This is a genomic window from Opitutaceae bacterium TAV5, assembly GCA_000242935.3.
Taxonomy (GTDB): Bacteria; Verrucomicrobiota; Verrucomicrobiia; order Opitutales; family Opitutaceae; genus Geminisphaera.
On the sequence record CP007053.1, the window covers coordinates 5,186,034 to 5,202,864 of the forward strand.

General features: G+C 63.8%; 18 protein-coding genes. 1 reads left to right on the forward strand and 17 read right to left on the reverse strand.

Annotated features, from left to right (window positions below; genetic code table 11):
- Positions 1 to 96: 96 nt before the first annotated feature.
- Positions 97 to 2,193: a recombinase gene (locus OPIT5_22050; GenBank protein ID AHF92524.1), complete on the forward strand. Its 2,097-nt coding sequence runs from the start codon at positions 97 to 99 to the stop codon at positions 2,191 to 2,193.
- A 61-nt stretch (positions 2,194 to 2,254) separates the two neighbouring features.
- Here the strand turns inward: OPIT5_22050 and OPIT5_22055 are convergent, their stop codons facing one another.
- From OPIT5_22055 to OPIT5_22135, 17 genes are all read right to left on the reverse strand, one after another.
- On the reverse strand, positions 2,255 to 2,518 hold the full coding sequence (locus OPIT5_22055; protein AHF92525.1) for a hypothetical protein: 264 nt from the start codon (positions 2,516 to 2,518) through the stop codon (positions 2,255 to 2,257).
- A 318-nt stretch (positions 2,519 to 2,836) separates the two neighbouring features.
- The gene (locus OPIT5_22060; protein AHF92526.1) at positions 2,837 to 3,250 is read right to left on the reverse strand and encodes a DNA N-6-adenine-methyltransferase; all 414 of its coding nucleotides are present in this window, start codon (positions 3,248 to 3,250) and stop codon (positions 2,837 to 2,839) included.
- Between the two features lie 42 nt (positions 3,251 to 3,292).
- The gene (locus OPIT5_22065; GenBank protein AHF94612.1) at positions 3,293 to 3,736 is read right to left on the reverse strand and encodes a hypothetical protein; all 444 of its coding nucleotides are present in this window, start codon (positions 3,734 to 3,736) and stop codon (positions 3,293 to 3,295) included.
- Positions 3,737 to 3,789: 53 nt separating this feature from the next.
- Positions 3,790 to 4,017, reverse strand: a complete 228-nt coding sequence (locus tag OPIT5_22070; GenBank protein ID AHF94613.1) for a hypothetical protein — start codon at positions 4,015 to 4,017, stop codon at positions 3,790 to 3,792.
- Positions 4,018 to 4,212: 195 nt separating this feature from the next.
- Positions 4,213 to 4,698 carry a hypothetical protein gene (locus OPIT5_22075; protein ID AHF94614.1) on the reverse strand — a complete coding sequence of 162 codons (486 nt, stop codon included), beginning with the start codon at positions 4,696 to 4,698 and terminating at the stop codon, positions 4,213 to 4,215.
- On the reverse strand, positions 4,695 to 5,960 hold the full coding sequence (locus tag OPIT5_22080; GenBank protein AHF94615.1) for a hypothetical protein: 1,266 nt from the start codon (positions 5,958 to 5,960) through the stop codon (positions 4,695 to 4,697). Before OPIT5_22080 ends, OPIT5_22075 begins: the two co-directional genes overlap by 4 nt.
- Positions 5,960 to 6,730, reverse strand: a complete 771-nt coding sequence (locus OPIT5_22085; GenBank protein AHF92527.1) for a hypothetical protein — start codon at positions 6,728 to 6,730, stop codon at positions 5,960 to 5,962. The genes OPIT5_22080 and OPIT5_22085 overlap by 1 nt, the downstream gene beginning before the upstream one ends.
- A 111-nt stretch (positions 6,731 to 6,841) precedes the next feature.
- Entirely contained in the window at positions 6,842 to 7,612 is a 771-nt protein-coding gene (locus tag OPIT5_22090; protein AHF92528.1) for a hypothetical protein, read from the reverse strand.
- 99 nt (positions 7,613 to 7,711) lie between these two features.
- Complete coding sequence (locus OPIT5_22095; protein AHF92529.1) at positions 7,712 to 8,929, reverse strand: type II secretion system protein E; 1,218 nt, start codon at positions 8,927 to 8,929, stop codon at positions 7,712 to 7,714.
- Between the two features lie 21 nt (positions 8,930 to 8,950).
- A complete protein-coding gene (locus OPIT5_22100) occupies positions 8,951 to 10,378 on the reverse strand; it encodes a type II secretory pathway, component PulD (GenBank protein ID AHF92530.1) in 1,428 nt (475 codons plus the stop codon).
- 16 nt (positions 10,379 to 10,394) lie between these two features.
- On the reverse strand, positions 10,395 to 11,264 hold the full coding sequence (locus OPIT5_22105; GenBank protein AHF94616.1) for a hypothetical protein: 870 nt from the start codon (positions 11,262 to 11,264) through the stop codon (positions 10,395 to 10,397).
- Between the two features lie 9 nt (positions 11,265 to 11,273).
- Entirely contained in the window at positions 11,274 to 12,479 is a 1,206-nt protein-coding gene (locus tag OPIT5_22110) for a hypothetical protein (protein AHF94617.1), read from the reverse strand.
- A 1-nt stretch (position 12,480) separates the two neighbouring features.
- Positions 12,481 to 13,170, reverse strand: coding sequence for a hypothetical protein (locus OPIT5_22115; GenBank protein AHF94618.1), 690 nt, complete (start codon positions 13,168 to 13,170; stop codon positions 12,481 to 12,483).
- A complete protein-coding gene (locus OPIT5_22120; protein ID AHF94619.1) occupies positions 13,167 to 14,192 on the reverse strand; it encodes a hypothetical protein in 1,026 nt (341 codons plus the stop codon). Before OPIT5_22120 ends, OPIT5_22115 begins: the two co-directional genes overlap by 4 nt.
- A complete protein-coding gene (locus OPIT5_22125) occupies positions 14,189 to 15,001 on the reverse strand; it encodes a hypothetical protein (GenBank protein AHF94620.1) in 813 nt (270 codons plus the stop codon). Before OPIT5_22125 ends, OPIT5_22120 begins: the two co-directional genes overlap by 4 nt.
- Before the next feature lie 2 nt (positions 15,002 to 15,003).
- Positions 15,004 to 15,669: a hypothetical protein gene (locus OPIT5_22130; protein ID AHF92531.1), complete on the reverse strand. Its 666-nt coding sequence runs from the start codon at positions 15,667 to 15,669 to the stop codon at positions 15,004 to 15,006.
- 10 nt (positions 15,670 to 15,679) lie between these two features.
- Positions 15,680 to 16,783, reverse strand: coding sequence for a hypothetical protein (locus OPIT5_22135; protein AHF94621.1), 1,104 nt, complete (start codon positions 16,781 to 16,783; stop codon positions 15,680 to 15,682).
- Between the last annotated feature and the right edge of the window lie 48 nt (positions 16,784 to 16,831).

Genomic DNA, 16,831 nt, shown 5'->3' on the forward strand with positions numbered 1-16,831 from the left:
AATTTCTGGTATAATGGCAGAGTAAGAGTCGAACCAAATCAACCCGGGGCTGAGGCCAATAGGATCGTCCCAATCAACCTAAACGAAGGTTTTTTCATGAGAGCGATCCCGTCTGTCCCGACGGCAGGTGCCTGCACCGTGCCCGTTGCCATCTACACCCGCGTTTCCACTGTCAACCAGGTTGGAGGACGCTTTGATTCCTGCGAAAGTCAGGCCGCTGTTTGCCGCGACTATATTCGGAAACAGGCCGGCGAAGGCTGGTTTGAAGTCGCCTGTTTTTCCGACCCTGCCTACTCGGGCAGTTCGCTAAACCGCCCCGGCATCCAGGCGCTCAAGCGCCAGATCGAAGCCGGGAGCGTCAAAGTTGTCCTGATTTTCAAACTCGAACGCGTGCTGCGCAGCACGGACGAGTGGGGACCGTTTCGGACTTTCCTGCAAAAGCACGACTGCAAGCTGGTCAGTCCGACGGAGGACCTGAGCGACGATACGCCTTCGGGTCGCCTGAAAAACAACCTGATGATGAGCGTGGCGGAGTATGAACGGCTGAACACGGCCGAGAAGATCCGGATCAAGCTCAACGAGCAGGCCAAGCGCGGATTCTGGACCGGAGGCCAGGTCCCCTTCGGATACCTCTACGACGAGACCACCCAGGGGCTCACCCCTCACCCCGACGAGGCACCGATCCTTCAGCGTATTTTCAAACTCGCGTCGCAACTGGTGCCGCTCACGGAGATCGCCAATATGATCAACTCGGAAGGCATCCGCACCCGCGCCCGCATATTCAAACGCCGCGACGGCAATCGCGAGGACATCGGAGGGAAACGCTTTCGTTCGGACATCCTGCGGAGGCTGATCAAACGCCCGCTCTATGCGGGCCGGGTGCGGATGAACGGAAAGGAATACCCCGGCCAGCACGAGGCGCTGGTGACGGATGAACTGTGGGAAAAGGCCAACGCGGTCATCGCGACCTCCCTCCAACCCGCGCGCTGCCGGCTGCGGACTCGCGACAAGCATTTTCATATCCTGAAAGGGATAGTCCATTGCGGTTGCTGTGGGCGGACCATGATCCCCAACGCGAGCGGCAAACTGGCTCCGGACGGCAAGCCCTACCGTTACTACACCTGCGGCTACACCCACAAGGAAGGCCCCGAAGCGGCCTGTCCGGTGCGGCACGTCTCGGCGACCGGGCTGGAACTGGCGGTCACCGGCTTTCTTGGTCGATGCGGGCAGCATCCCGAGGTGATTGCGGCCACCATCGAAAGCGCTCGTCGCCATCGTCAGGCGGACCGCGTGCCGCTGCGCGAAAAGCTGACGCAAATCGAGCACACCCTGGATGGCCTGGCCTCGCAGTTGCGCAACTGTGCGCAAATGCTCGCCGTGGGCGGGCTCGCCTCACTCGACGATCTGATGCGGGACCAGATTGGGCAGTTGCAGGATGAAAAACAGCGGTTGATTGTGGAAAGGGAGCACCTGAACCGCGAACTGGCGGCCTGCGAACAGGGGGATCTGGAGGTTGAACGCATCCGGCAGTCGCTTTCGCGTTTTGGCGAAATACTCCCGACGCTGTCGCAGGATCACCAGCGAGATTTGCTGCTGCTTTTTGTGGAACGGGTGGAGGTGCGTCCTTGCCCGTCCTCCCGCGTGCCCGGGGATGCACCCGCCGGAGCGCGTTTTCTTGATCTTCGTCTGAAACTGCGGATCGGGCGCCTGGTTGAAGGCATGGAAGAACGTCTGGTCATCGAACACCGCCTGCCCGCTCCGGCCTCGGGAGGGGATGTCCGCATGCTGACGCTACCGGTCCTCGTGATTCTTGCACCGACCGGTTGCCGCGCTCCGGTCAGCCTGCTGGCTCCGTTTCCGTGCGAGTTGGGCACGGGGCCGCACACCGCGTCCCAACCGGCCGCCAAGCCGCCTGCGCAGCATGCCATCCATCGCGCCCGGGCGTGGGCTCGCGAGTTGGAGGATAATCCCGGCTTGACGCGGGTGAAGCTGGCCGCGCGGGAAAACATCACGCCCGGCGCGGTGACTCACTGCATGAAGCTTCTGCTTCTGGCCGACGAGATCCAAACCTTCCTGCTCAGCCTCACCCAGGCCGGCGACATGCGCCGCTACAGTTTTACCCGGATGCAGGCGCTGGCCGAGTTTCCGCAGGACGAACAACGGCGGCGCTTTGCCCTGATACAACAAGGATGATCCCGGGGTGGCCGATCCCATGCCAGCGGGTCGGCCACGAGTGCGACCCGGGCCTTGCCCGTTACGCCGCCTTGATTTCCATCGCGCCGGTTTCGTCTGAAGGATGATCCCCATGGGGATGGGCTGTCAGCAGATCGCCACCCTGCTCCACCGGGCCAGGCGTGGTTTTCGTCTGTTGGAGCAGTTTGAAATCCGGCTGCAAGCCTTGGGGATTTGTTTCCAGGCGGCCGGAACGAATAATGGCGAGAGCGAGCAAGTCTCCGATACGGGAAATAACCTCGGCTTCCGAAAGATGGTCGAATCGATGGGTATCCAGATAGCTCATTGAATAAATTGGGTTGCTGAAAATGACATCCATCCTGCCGGAAGGACGGATTCGTGAAAAAACCTCCGGCGGCAAAAACTGTTCACAGAGGCGAGACTGGCGTTTGTGCCCCTGGCTCAATCGCGTAAAGGCATGGCTCGACGAACCCGGCGCAACGCGCCGGAGCCCCGCCCGGCGAGCGGCCAGCGCCGGAATCCGGCGCGAGGCAAGGCCGCGAAGTCCGGCTTGCGACTCCCGCCCGCCCCAAACCGCCCCCTTTCCCAGCCTCCGGGAAAGCGACGAGAACTTGGGACGCCTCGAATCGAGGGTGGGATTGCATCACAAGCGGGACCTGAAAATTACGACCGCAACGGGGAAAGGCGCGGAGTCGAGAGCGTCCGCGAATTTCACCCGCCCCTTGGGAAAGCGAACCTCCCCTTTGGTGGCATAGCGGTGCCACCATTCGGTATCGACGCGAGCAGGCACGAAGCAAACGATGAGGGTGCCGTTGTCGCGTGCTTCCTCATACGCCTTCTTCATCCATTTGGGCAGGTCTCGCCCATAGGGCGGGTTCATAAAAACGCGTTCCTCGGCCCAGGATTGGGCGAGACCGTCCTCGGCGGGCGTGTAGTGTTTTTTGCATTTGGCCGTTTGGTGCAGGCAGCACGGATCGAGGGTGAAACCGAACTCAAGGTGGAGGTAGTCGAACCAGACCTGGGGCGTGCCCCAGGTCATGTCCATGCTGGAGGTCATCACGCGGCGGGAGTGGGCCGAAGTGGACAATGGAACTCCGTCCTACGCGGCCATCCCCTGCGCAGGCGCAGGGCGCAACGGGATGAGATTTCTGCGGTTCTGGAAGTTCATCTCGTTGACGACCTCGTTCACGAACGCCTTGTCCTTGTAATAAGGATTCACGTCGGCGAGGCGCTGGTCGATGCGCTTGCGGATTTCTTCCGGCTGCTCCTGATAAAACTTCCTTGCGGCGGGGAGCTGCTTTTCGATCAGGCGCATGGTAGCCTGGTGTTTTTGCACGTCCTTGTAGATGAGCGAGTCGATGGCGCGCTGGGGGTAATCGTGGACCAGGCGGGAGTAGTATTCGACGTCGCGGGGATTGGCGGCCTTGTGAGCCTCGATGAGTTTTTTGACCTCGGGGTTGTCCCGGAAGGTCATGGGCAGCTTTTGCGCGGCCGTGGTCTGGGTTTCCTGGGTGCTGTCGGTGGATTTTGGTTTGAGTGCCATAACGATGGTTTCCTTTTGCGCCGATGAGGGCGTTTTGATGTGTTTTGTATTGATTATTTGATGACGGGATTGGGCAGCGGCGGTTCGCCGCGGACGATGCGGAGCGAGAGGTCGAACTGTTCGCAGAGGCTCTGCGAGTCGTGGCCGGCGAGAGCGAAGGCCATCAGGGTTTTGGCCTCGATTTTGGGACTGGTTTCGCCGAAGCGGCGGTTGAGTTCCTCGGCGGCTTGATAAAACTCCGCGGCCACGGGGGCCGGGAGCGTGAGGTTGAGCGTGATCATGACGATAACATTTGGATACGTGTTTTATTGATGTATGTAGTGCCCCCGGCGCAGCGACGGGTGGGCGGGACCGGATGCGAGGAGCGAGCCGAAGGCGGAGCCCGAAGCATCCGGCGCCCGCCCTTCCGTCGCGTTGCCGGGAGAAAGAACAGCCGGGGAAACGGGGCGCGATTGGGCTGCCAATCGCGCATCGTTTCATTCGGAAGGCGCGCCGCCGGTGCGGAGACGGACGCCGATGATGATTTTTTCGAAACGCCTCTGGCGGTGGATGCCGCTGGCGGTGATTTCCGCCGCATCGACCCGCAAGCCCGGATGGGCGTGCAGTTTTTCGACGGCGTCCACGATGGCGGGCCATTCGTCGAGTCCGGTCCGGGAGCAGGCCAGCAAGCCGGGTGTGGTGTCCGAAGGCGGAGCCTCCGCCCAATGCCAGCCGGGGCCGAGCGAGGCCGGGAGCGCGGCGATGGCGGAGTCCGTCCACGCAAAGGCGACGGCGACACCTTGTGCCTGCCCGACGATCAGGCTCAGACGGTCGCGCTCGGTCTCCAGTCTGGCGGCCCTCGCATGGATGGCCTCGCCCGCCGGAAACAGGCGGGGCAGGCCATACGAGACGCCGCAGAGCAACGCGCTGGCCGCGAGCAAGGCGATTCGCCACCGGGAGAGCTTGCGTCGGCGGGTCTTCATGACGCGGGGCCGGAGGAGCGTCCGGCGGGCTGGCCCGTCTGGAAAACACCGTGCAGCGTGAACGCGCCGCCGGAGCCGATTTGTTCTGCGGAGACCGCCCCGTCAGGCCACCGCCAGGCGTTGCCCGTGGAACCGGACTGTTTTTGCCACTGCTCCAGGATGCGGGGCGATGTATCCGGCGCGACATGACCGGTGAGCGTGAACCCGTCCGCCGACACCCGCAGCGAGCCCAAGGCAATCTGCGAAGGCAGGGTGGACAGTTGGTGCAACAAAAACCCGACCGGCGGGCCGGAATCCGGCGCGCGTTCACGCGCCCGGATCACCTGTTCGGCCTCGGTGTTCAGGCGGGCGACTTCGGTTTCGAGGGTTGCGATCCGCGCGGCCTGCGCCGGGCCGGACGGATGAGCGGCCACCTGTGCGCCCAGCCACGGCACGGCGAAACCGGCCGCGCCAGCCAGCAGGGCAACGCTGGCGGCCATCGCCATGACCTGCGGGTTCGCCAGGCGGGCGGGCGGCAGCAACTGCGCCGGATGCTTGCGGGGCAGGACGACGGCACGGACGAGTGCATCCGGAAGCGGAATACACTCGAAGGCCGCATCCTCGCGCCCCTCTTTCCGATCGAGCAGCTTTCTGATGTTCGCCGCGTTGCGCTTGCCGGAGACAAGCAGGACGGAATCCCCGGGATTTTGTTCGACGATCCCGCCGAGCCAGCGTCCAAACTCGTCCACGGCGTTGTCGCCGTGCCAATGATGCAACGAGCGTTTTCCGTCGGTCTCCTGGCGCAGGGCGCAGACGCGCTCGCGCTCGACAGCCGCGACACTGACGGCGCCCGAGGCCGGCCATTCCAGCGGCAGCGCGTGCAGGAAGGTGCCGAGCGGCCAGGCAGATTCGACGACAAACCCGTGGCCCTCCAAATCGGCGACGAGGTCGAACAAGGCCGGCGTAGTCTCGTAGTGGAGGATGGTTTCAAACCCCTCGCCGTCGCGCCGGATCGGTTCGTGACTCCAGGCGTAACCCGGCCGGACGAGCGCGGGATGCTCGGGGCCGAGAGTGATGGCCAGAAGGTTGCGGGTGCCGTTCGGGCAGTGGGTGGGCGCCGAGACCAGGTCGTCGGGCTGATAGACCAGCCGCAGCCGTTTTTCCCTGCCGGGAGGCAGGGCGGAGGCGAGCGCGCCGACGGCGTCCGCGAGGGACGTGAAGGAAACGGGGGCGGCGGTGTTTTCGAGCCACCACTTGTTGCCCCACAAAAGCACGGTTTGCATCAGAGTGTGGTCAGGTAGATGTAAACGTCGGTGACTCCGTTGACGGGGGTGTCGTAAACGACAACGCCCATGTCGGAAAACAACCCTTCGACCGGCGCGAGTTGGGTGCCGTTGAGCAGAGTGGCCAGTTCGAAGGCGTCCTTGGCTGGACAGTCGGGAATGACCATGTAGGCGACGATGGCATTGAGCGGAAGCTCCTGTTTTCCGTTGAGACGGAAATTGGCGCCTTGGGCCGTGCGCGGAACGACGCCGTGAACAGTGCGCGCCTCAAGACGGGTGACCTTGGACCAATCACGCCGGGGTGTGCCATCGGGGTCCATTTTGAAGGCATGTTCATCCTGGTCCCAGATGAGTTCGTCGCCTTCACCGGAGGAGACCCGGACTTGTGAACCCATGCGGATGCTGATGGGTTTTTCGAGCATGCCGGTGGAGAGGAGAACGGCGTCGAGCCGGGCCGCCGGACCAAGCGTTTCGCTGGTGGCACCGGAAAGAGCAGCGCCGATGACCGGGATATTGAGCCCCTCGGTGCGAGGCAGATTGCCGTTGCCACCGGGGAGCGAGAGGTAGTTGACGATGGCGGTCTTGGCCGTCTCGACGGTTTTTGCGACCTGCTGGATGCGGGCATGACGCAGAGCATCAAATCCCTTGGGCAGGAGGATGGCGACGAGGACGGCAATGATGCCGAGCACGAGGCCGAGTTCGAGAAGGGTGAACCCGGATGTATTTATGTATCGGATACGCGATGCGGAAAATTTCGGATGGTGTTTCATGGGAATGGCAGAGTGGGTCAGTGGATGCGTTGAAAAAATCAGCTGAGAGAAGGCGGCATAAGGCGGGATACCGGAATCACACCGGCGTCCCGCCGTTTTGTTGCGGAGGGCTCAGAGGGCGGTGAGGTAGATATAAACGTCGGTCACGCCATTGGTCGGGAAGGCGTAGCTGACGACGCCGGTGTCGCACGCGGAAGAACTGTTGGCCGGAGCGAGTTGCGAGCCATTGAGGATGGTGGCCAGTTCATAAGCGTCCTTGCCGGGACAGTTGGGAATGACGAGATAGGCAACGACGAGGTTGGGGGACAGGTCGGTGAGACCATCAAGACGGAAGTTGGCGCCCTGGGCTTGCGACGGCAGAATCTGCTCCGACGAACGCGCTTCAAGGCGCGTAACCTTGGACCAGTCGCGGCTCGTGGCGCCGCCGATGGTGGTCGTGAAGGTCAACGATCCCTGATTCCAGGAGAGTTCCTCACCCTCGCCGGAGGAGTTTCGGACCTGCGAGCCCATGCGGACGCTGATCGGTTTTTCGAGCATGCCGGTCAGCAGCAGGATGGCGTCGAGCCGGGCAGCCTTGCTTTTGACCTCATCGCTGGCGGCGATGAGGCCGGCGCCAGTCACGGGAATGTTAGCGCCCTCGGTGCGAGGCAGATTGCCGTTGCCGCCGGGGAGCGAGAGGTAGTTGACGATGGCGGTTTTGGCCGTCTCGACGGTTTTTGCGACCTGCTGGATGCGGGCATGACGCAGGGCGTCAAATCCCTTGGGCAGGAGGATGGCGACGAGGACGGCAATGATGCCAAGCACGAGGCCGAGTTCGAGAAGGGTGAACCCCTTCTGTTGGTGGGTGCGCGAAACGCGCGGGTGTTTTGTATGGTAGTGCATGATGAATACGCAGGTTGATGTGACCGGAAAACGACCGTCTTCCGGGAGAGCGATGCGGGGTAGCCGAGATGTGTGGGAGGAAGTTGTCGGGTTATATGGTCAGAGGACGCGGAGGATTTCTTCTACAGAAGTGTGCCCGGCGGCAGCCGCTGACAGACCATGCTGCCAGAGCGTGAGGACGCCGGACTGGGCGTGGAGTTTTTCAAATTCCGCCATCGGCGCACTGGCGGCGACGAGCGGGAGATACGGAGCGGCGGGAATGACCTCGTGCAGGCCGATCCGTCCGCGATAACCGCGCTGCTTGCAGGCCGGGCAGCCCGTATCCGAGGCCCGGGCAAAGCGCGCGTCGGGCAGATGGTATTTTTCCGCAAGGCGGGCGTTCTCCGGGTGCGGCTGCTTGCACTGCGGGCAGAGTCGCCGGACGAGCCGCTGGGCGGCGACGAGCCGGAGCGAGGCGGCGAGGAGGAATGGTTCGACGCCGAGATCGAGCAGGCGCGGGATGGCGGCGAGCGCGTTGTTGGTGTGCAGGGTCGAGAGCACCAGATGTCCGGTGAGCGCGGCGCGGACGGCGAGCTGCGCGGTCTCGGTGTCGCGGGTCTCGCCGACAAGGATCACGTCGGGATTTTGTCTCAGCAGCGAGCGGAGCGAGGAGGCGAAGGTCAGTCCGATTTTTTCGCGGATCTCGGTCTGGCGAATCACGGCCAGTTCGTATTCGACCGGGTCTTCCAGCGTGCAGATGACCCGCCCGCGGAAGTCGAGCGCGTGCAGGGCGGCATGGAGCGTCGTGGTTTTACCGGAGCCGGTGGGACCGGTCAAAAAAATCAGGCCGGCGGGACCGTGCAATGCGTCATGCAGCGCAACAGATTGCTCCGCCGTCAGGCCGAGGCCGGGAAACTCCTTCACCGGCATGGCTTGGTCGAGCAGGCGCACGACGAGGCTTTCTCCGTGAACCGTCGGCAGGCTGCTGATGCGCAGATGGATGTTTTTTCCGTCCTCGTTCAACCGGGCGCGTCCGTCCTGCGGCAGACGTTTTTCGGTAATGTCCATGCTGCCGAAAATCTTGATCCTCGCCAGCAGCGGTTCCCGCTGGGCAAGAGGCAGCCGTGCGTGTTCCAGCATGGCGCCGTCGATGCGGAAGCGGACCAGCAGGCAATCCTCCTTCGGCTCGAAATGCACGTCGCTGGCCTCCTCCTCCGCCGCTGCCGTCAGGGTGGATTGGAGGATTCGGGTGACGTCCGGCGCGTCCGCCCCGGGCGGAAGTTCGGGAGCGGAAAAACGCGGGAAGTGCGCGGAGACTTTTTCGAAAAGCGGGTGCATGGAAAAATGCGGCGAGTCCGGTTATTTGATGAGCCGGGGCGTAAGAAAAATGACCAGTTCGCTGCGGTGTTTGGTGGTGGCCTGGGTGCGGAAGGCGCGGCCGAGAATCGGGACGGAGGAAAGCAGCGGGACGGCCCGCTCCCCTTCGGACTGCTCGTCGGCGATGAGTCCGCCGATGACAACGGTTTCGCCGTCGCGGAGCCGGACGATGGTGGACGCCTGCTTCACCTCGACGGCCGGCGCGGTCTGCATCCCGTCCGGGCTGGTCACGACGGATTGCAGCCGCGTGATGGCGGGCAAAACATCGAGCGTGATGACGCCGTCGGCCCCGATTTGCGGCGTGATCGCCAAAATCGTGCCGATGGTGATCGTGCTGACCGAATAGGTGTTCTGCGTCTGGTTGACCGGGTTGGTGATGCCGGCCTGGGTCAGCGAGGTGCTTTGCTGCAAACGGAAGAACGGTTGATCCTGGCCAACTTTAATGAAAGCGGTCTGGTTGTTGAGCGCGCGCAGACGAGGCTGGGAAACGGTGGTCACGTCCCCCTGCTGTTGCAGTGCCTGGATGACGGCCGACGCCTTGCTGCCGAACCCGAGGTTGGCGACAAGTGTGTTGCCGGAGAGCATGTTTCCTCCGAGGCCGGCGAGGTCGAGCGGGGCGGTTGCGCCCAGCGCCACGTTTTTGATCGTGGCTCCGGCCAGCTCCCAGTCCACGCCGAGCTTTCTTTCGTCGCGCAGCGAGACCTCGACCAGTTGCGCGTCAATCTCGACTTGCTGGGTGATGCGGCGGTTGGTCAGTTCAAAAAACTCTTTGATGACGGCATGGCGGCGGGCCGGCGCGGTGATCTGCGCAATGCCGCTGAAGCGGTTCAAGACCAGGGTCTCGCCCTCCCGGAGCATGCTGCGCACCTCCGTCTCCAGATTGGCCCAGAACGTGTTCTGGTTCTCCTGAGAGATGGAGACCTGGGTGACGTCGGAACCGGAGCCGTTCCGGCCCTCACTGTCGGTCCGGTTGAAGCGGTTGGAATAGTATTGCGAATCCGAATACCCGTCGCCATAATAATTGTTGTTGTTGCCGCCGAGCGTGATGGAGGCGCTGCCGGAACCGCTGCGGGTGAGCTGCGGATAGTCGATCTGATACAGGACGGTTTTGAAGCGCTTTATGGTGATCCAGCCGGCGCTCGCCTCGTAGTGATAGCCGAAGGGCTCGGTCAACGCGGCGAGCGCGGTGCGCAGGCTGGCTCCGGTGAGGTCGAGGGTGACTTCGCCGGAAATGTCCGGTTCGATGATGATCGTGGTCTGGCTGGCGCGACCCAGCGCGCGAAACGCGGCGGAGAGCGGAGCTTTCTCGAGACGGAGGTTTTCGACGGGACGATCCAGGATCGTGGCGGCGGTCACGCCGGCGGCGGATAGGAGCGGAAGCAGACAAAGGAGAGCGGAACGTATTTTCATGATGCGTAAAAGGTGGTTATTGAAGTGTGACGGTTCCGTCGGACTGCGGCACGGGAGGCTGCAAGGTGACGGTGGCGTTGCGGGTGAGCGGGAAACGCAGCGTGACGGTGTCGGGCGACTCGACGCCCTGGCGGACAGTGATGAGCCGCCCCGCAAAAATTCCCCGCGAGGTCTGGGAGCCGGCGCCGGGCGGCACGACGAAGGCGTTTTCCTGATGGTCGAATGAGACGAAGACCGAATCGGTCGGGTGCGTGTTGTTCACCGTGACGGTGTATTTGGGCAGAATGATGCGGCGGACGCAGAAGCGGTAAACCTGGGTGGTGCCGGCGCGGCCCTGCATCCACCGGGCAATTTCCGCCGGGGGCAGCGAGTCGGCCTTTTCCCAATTGTGGCGCCAGATCTGATCGACCCAGTCCGGATTCGCGGTGTATTCAGGCAGTGCCAGTTCGCCCGGAGCGGCCACAAGGCTGAACAGGACAAACCGCTGGCGTTCGGGCTCACTGGGCGCGGCGAAGAGATGGCGCCCGTTCCGGCTGGCGTTGGTGGCGATATCCCACGGCGGGCGGCCATTGAGCCGGGACAGTTTTGAAGGCCAATGGCCGGGGCTTCCGGTGAAGTAGGGGAGTCCGGTCGTGACGGAAAATTCCGTCCAGTGATCATTCCAACCGATGGTGCCGGGCATGGCGGCAAGGTTCTCGTCAAAGTCGTCGGACTCGAAGGACCGGGTGATGGCGTCGGCCAGTTCGGACAGGACGCGCTGCTCGGCCTCGACCTGGCGATGCCGGATGGAGCCGGTGATCGAGGGCGTCAGGGCCGCGGTGAGCACGGCGAGGACCAGGAGCGCGAGGGCGATTTCCAGAAGAGTAAAACCACGGGTTGTATTCATAGAATGGATTCAGGCGGACTTGAAACCGGCGAGGAGGTCAAAAAGAGGGAGGAAGAAGGAGAGCGCGATGAACCCCACGACGCCGGTCAGGACGACGACCAGCACGGGTTCGAGGAGCATGAGCGCGGTGAGCAGTTTTTCACGGGCGCGCTGCGCGGCGTAGGCTTCGATGTGGCCGAGGGCGTCGCGGAGCTGGCCGCTGGTCTCGCCGGCGCGGAGCGTCGGAACGACGAAGGGCGGAAAGGCGTGCCCCTTCGGAAGCGCGGCCGAGAGCGGCAGACCGGCGGCGACGCCCTCGCGCGCCTTTCGCAACTGCCGGGTCAGCGTGACGTGGCCGGTCAGTTCCGCGCCGGTGTCGAGCGCGTCCAGCAAGGGGATGCCGGCCTCGTGCAGCAGTCCGACGTTGGCCGCGAACCGGGCCGTGGCGAGAAACCGGGTGATGTCGCCGATCTGCGGAATGAACAAAAGCGCGGCATCCCGGGCCGAGCGGAAAAAGGCCGAGCGGGAAAACACCCAAAGAGTCACGAATACGGCGACGCCTCCGGCGGTCAGGATCGGCCAGTGGGAGCGCAGAAAATCACTGATGGCGATCAGGCCGCGGGTGGTGGCCGGCAGTTGCATGTGAAGCGTGGAAAAAATCTCGGCAAACTGTGGGATGACGCCACCGAGCAGGAACAACGATAACACGGTGATGGCGACAAGGACGGCGATGGGATAAACTAGAGCGCGGCGGGCGGTGCGCCGGATTGTTTCCATTTCCGAAAGATGTTTTGCCAAGGCCCGGAGGGTGGCCGGCAGTTGGGCGGATGTCTCCCCGGCCTCGATCATGGCCGCCACATGACCCGGAAACAGGTTTTGGAAAAACCGGCAGGCGGTGTGGATGGGAATCCCCTGCTGCACGTCCTGCGCGATCTTTTCGAGCATCCGGCGGGCGCGGCTGTGCGGCGGCGAGTCGGCGGCAAGCTGGGTCAGGGCGACATCGGCGGTGATGCCGGCGCGCAGTTGCAATTCGAGCTGGTTCAAAAGTTCGACAAAATCGCGGACGGAGAGCGTCAGTCTGGCGAACGACCGCGACGCGCGGACCGCCGCAATCCGCAGGGGCCAAAAGTTCTGCGCCCGCAGGTTTTGATAAAACTGTCCGGCATCAGGCGCATGGTCGGTCAGCGTGCGCCGCTTGCCCGTCGGGTCGATGATGATGGCGGTAAAGGCAGGCATGTCAGGGGAGTCGGATCGCAGTCGTCCCGAGCGGAAGTTTGAGAAAAACCAAACTTTCTTCGGTGGAGAGCAGGAGCGAGTCGGCCGCGATGTGGGCGACCCGGAAGGACTCGACGCGGTCGCCGACCTGACAGACCCGGTCGTTGACGAGCGCGGACGGAGTCGCGCCGCCGAAAATCCCCTGCACGTTAATGACGGTCTCGCGCGCGGAGTTCGCGGTCTCGTCTTTCGGCGTGCGCACGGCAAAGGGGTTCGGGAGGGCGGATTTTCTGGCCTCCGTGATTGTCAGGTCGATACGCCCGTCCGCGTTGGGAACATGCACGACGGCATTCGCCGGGAGCGAAGGCGGCGGCGGTGGTGCGGCGGCCGGGACGGGCGGCGTCTCCGGTTCCTCGTGACGCGGTGCCTCCGACGCCCCGACAAAGATGGGGGGAAGGAGTTCGGCGGATGGCTCCGGCTCGATGGCCTTGATCCGGGCGGTGAGCGTGTCGTTGTGCTCGGCCAGCGCTTTTAAGATGAGCTTCTGGCGGCGGATCGTCTCTTCCCAATCGCTGACGGCTGAGGTGTCGGCAATGGCGCGGGCGGGTGCCGGAGTATCGTCCGGCGGAAAATCCGGAAGCGGCGTGAGGACCGGATCGGAGGACTGGCATCCGGCGAGCAGGAGGATGGCCGGAAGGAACAATGTTTTCATGGCTGGTGGGATGTTGCGGTGGAGGCCGGCGGCGGGTTTTTGTGGTCCGCGCTCCGGTCGAGAGATTGGGTGACGTAAAGGTAAAAAGGTTTTCCAGAGGGCACGCGGAGGTAGAAGCCGTCGCGCTCGATGGACTCGCGGATCAGGCGGGCATACTCGCGCAGCACCTCGGCGGTTCCGGCGAGGGTGGCGTTGCGCGCGGTGGCGGCGGGCACGATGGTTTCGCCCAACGCTCCGGTCGAACTGCGCGTGTCCTGGAGCGCGGTCGTGGCCGCGGACAGAAAGGAGGCTGCGAAGAATTTGATTTCGCGGAAATTGTCGGAGCGGAGCACCTGCCCGCGCAGGCCGGCGGAACCATCCGGCGCGCCCCATTGACCGGCCACCGGGTTGTGGTCCCGGTCGAGGGCGAGTCCCTGCACGGCCAGTTCGTTGCCGTTCTCCGCATCGGGAGTGCGCCAGACAATGTGCCAGGCGCCTTCGGCGGCGAGGCGCTCGCGGGCGCGGTCGAGCGAGGCGCGTCCGTGCACCTCGGCCCCGGCCGGGATGATCCGCTTCCCGTCGTGCCAGACATCTTCTGTCACCAGCCCGATGACCGGCGTTTCCAGCCGGTTCGACTCCAGCGTGACGACCGTCTGGCAGGGAATCATCCGGCCATAGGGAGCAAAGGGAGCCGACGATGCCGCTGGTTGCGGTTTGGCCGCGAACAGGGTCAGCGGAAGGACGGCGGGAGTGGCGGGAGGGGCGGCGGAGGTTTCGGGCAAACCATCGCGGTCGGGCGTGGATTCCGGGGCGGCCTTTGGCGCGGACGGTGGCGATGCGGGAGCTTTGACGCGCACGCCTTCCCGGGTGAGCGTCTTGGGCAGCGGAACGGCGGGCATCGTCACTGGCGACGACTCAGGCAGCGGAGGTGTCTGGCTTTTCTGCCGCTGCCAGCGGACGACCAGCACACCGATGACCAGGACGACACAAATCAGGACGAGATGACCGGCGGGAGAGGACAAAAATTTGCCGTCCAGTTTCATGGTTCGACGCGGGGAACGATGACGGAAAAAACGTCGCGCACGGTGAGATTGGCGCGGCCGTTTTGTTGGGAACTGCCGACGGCAAAATATCCCTGCGTTGTCGATTGCGGCGGGATCAGCCCGGTGGCGTCGGACAGGCTGCTCAAAAAAACCTCGCTGCCGGTGCGGACGGCCAGGTTCTGCGGATCGTAGAGGATGGATCGGTCGCCCGTGTTCCGAAACCGGACATGGAAGACCAGCGTGTCCTCGGCCTCGAAGCGGAAGACGCGCAGCAGCGTGACTTCAAAATCCCGATAGCGGGTTACGGTGCCGGGCTCGGCGTAGTCGTAAACCGGTGACGCCCCCGGCGTATTCGTCGTGAGCCGTGAATGCTGCCGGGCGCGGTCGAGCAGACCGCGCAGCGCGGCCGGTGACAGGCGTTGCGGTTTGGCGGCGGGGCCGGTCAACGGCTGGTCGAGGAAGGTGACGATCCGGTCGCCGGGGGCGCCGGAGACAAAATCGAGCACGTAAACGCGGTTCTGATACAGAACATTGAGGGCGGCCGTGGTGTCGTCGCGCAGGGCGATCAGCGTGAAAAAATTCGCACCCTCTTGGTGCGTAAGCAGCACGGGCGGATGGTCCGCCGCGTTTTTGGAAACATTCGCTCCCTCCAGACCGGACAGTGGACCGGGAAAGACGCAGGTGGTCGGCGCGCTCCGGCTGAGGCGGATGCGATAGACCGTGCCCGCGTCGAGCGGATGGCTGCGGATGACGTTTTCGCCAAAAGTATCCGTTATTCCGATACCCGATAATAACGTCAGCGCGCTCATGGCTAAAAAATGTCGTAGGACCATACGGCGAGCGGATAGCGGCCATTGGCGGCCAGGTTGGGATTGCGGACCAGGGTGAGGCGCACCGTGAACGCGGGGGCCTCCGAGAAAAACTGGTCTCTGTTGACGACACCGGTGCGCACGAGCTGCCCCTCGGCCTGGACGAGGACGAGGTTCTCGCGGGTCTCCAGCACGGTGAGTTTTAGCACCTCCGGCTTCTGGTGGAGCGATTTTAGCAAAAACTCGTCTGCCGTGGCCGCCTGCTCAGCGCGGGCCTTTTTCAGCGCCTCGGGCAAAAAGAGTTTTTCCAGAAGCTCGGGATAGTCGAAGCCGGCCGGGTTGCGCTGGAACAGGGCGAGGCAGGCGAGGAGCGCCTGTTGCTCGTGCAGCTTTCCGGCCTCCTCGAAGCCGAGCAGAGGGCTGATGTAAAATGTGCCGGCGGGATCGAGCACAACGACCCGCTCTTTTGTGCGGTAAGCCCGAATGAGCAGGTAAGGCTGGACCGCCACATAACCGACAGCCACCAGCGCGACGAGGCACCAGAGCCGGGCGGCGATGGCGTGGTCGGCAAACAGTTCCAGCGGATGCCAGGGCTGGCGCGGCGGCCTTGGCGGCCGGATGTGCGGAACGGGTGTTTCCCGGAGAGGCGTGGAGGAGGACGAAGGCATGGATGGATTGTCAGATCGAGGTTTGCGGTGCGGGCACGCGGGTGCGGGCGATCAGGCTGCTGGCGTGGCCGTCGCCGTAGGGATCGGTGGAGCGCGGGAAGGCGTCTTGCGGTGTGACAAACGGAGAGCGCGAAGAGGACAAAGACGAAGAGGCAGGCGGAGAGGATGGCGGTGAGGACGGAGGCGGAGGAGACGCGCCCCCGCCGGATCGGCCCGCGGCGCTGGCGGACTTTGCCGCGCCCGCGGCGGCCACCGGAGCGGCGGCGCCGGCCGTCTTGATCGTTTTGACCAGGGCAAGCACCTGCTGGAATTGCCCGATGACCTGCTGCGCGGCGCGTCCGCTGGTCGAGGACAGCGGAAAGCCGGAGCAGAAGAGCATCTGCATGAGGAACGGCGTGCCCAGCGTGCCGATGATCAGCCAGAGCGCGGCCAGTTGCGCGCCGAGCAGGCTGGCGAACGACGCGGGCGAGAGCGTCCCGGAAGCTACGCCGCCAGCAATGGCGAGGTTGTTTACGTAGCTGGTGAGCAGATGAAACGCGACCAGTTCGGTGATGGCGAAGCCGATGGGCCAGGCGAGAATCGCCAGCGTCTGTTGCAGGTAGCGCGTCGCCATCGAGGAAAGCGAGGGCACCATGTAGAGCGCCAGCGCCACCGGCAGGAACAGAAAGCAGAGCAGTTTTAGAATATACTGGAGCAGCAGGAGCGGCAGTTGCAGCAGGCTCGCGGTCAGGATGATGAACTTCGCCGCGGCCCAGAGCACGGCCTTGTAGACGGACTCCCCGATCCGCCGCAGGCTGAACTCTGTGTCCGTATCCGCCACGCTGTTACGCAGCAGTTCCGACGCGCGCATCGGGTGCTCCGTGTAACCGTCCTGCACGGTGTTGGCGATGCCCCGGAAAACGGATTCAGTGAACTCGAACCAGTAAGGCAGGGTCGAGATCAGGGCGACGATGACGATGCCGCGCACGAGGGGCCGCGTGAGGCTGTCCTGGTCCGCCCGGGCGCGGTTGACGTGCAGCATCAGGCCCGCCGTGCAGATGAAAAACAGGATCACCCGCAGCGCCACGGTGAGCGAGAGGATCGTGTCTTTCAGTCCTGGAACGAAGTTTTCCATGTTTTCGAGTTGCGGGAGGGTTGGTTGCGGGCGCGCGGCAGGCCGTCC